General features: G+C 63.3%; 1 pseudogene. It reads left to right on the top strand.

Annotated features, from left to right (window positions below):
- Window positions 1–417 (top strand): annotated as a pseudogene (locus tag EOD15_RS36180) (hypothetical protein); the annotation flags it as partial.

Here is a 417-nt window from a genome sequence, read left to right as displayed (position 1 = left end):
CCTATCACCCGATCACCGACGATGCGGGCAAGGCCAGCGCCGACGCCTTCCTCGAAGCCTGCAAGGCCGCAATCAAGGAGTTGCCGACCGCAGACGGCAAGCTGTGGGACACGCTTTCGGAAATGAAGCCCGCGCAGCTGGACAAGATCATTGCGCTGGGTGTCGCCCTGACCGTCAGCGTCAACGAGGAACACAAGGGCCTGACCGCGAAGCTGCTGGAAACGCTGGACTTCGACATGGCCGAGCATTTCGAGCCGACCGCCGACAATTACCTGGGCCGTGTTTCCAAGACCCTCGTTGTCGAGGCGCTGACCGAGGCCAAGCAGATCAAGGGCGAGGCCGACAGCACCGCGCTGCTGGGGATGAAGAAGGGCACACTTGCCGCCGAGGCTGAAAAGCGCCTTGCCGGTACCGGCT

The sequence above is a fragment of the Mesorhizobium sp. M7A.T.Ca.US.000.02.2.1 genome, from assembly GCF_003996995.1.
Classification (GTDB): domain Bacteria; phylum Pseudomonadota; class Alphaproteobacteria; order Rhizobiales; family Rhizobiaceae; genus Mesorhizobium.
This window is presented reverse-complemented; position numbering and strand designations above follow the sequence as displayed.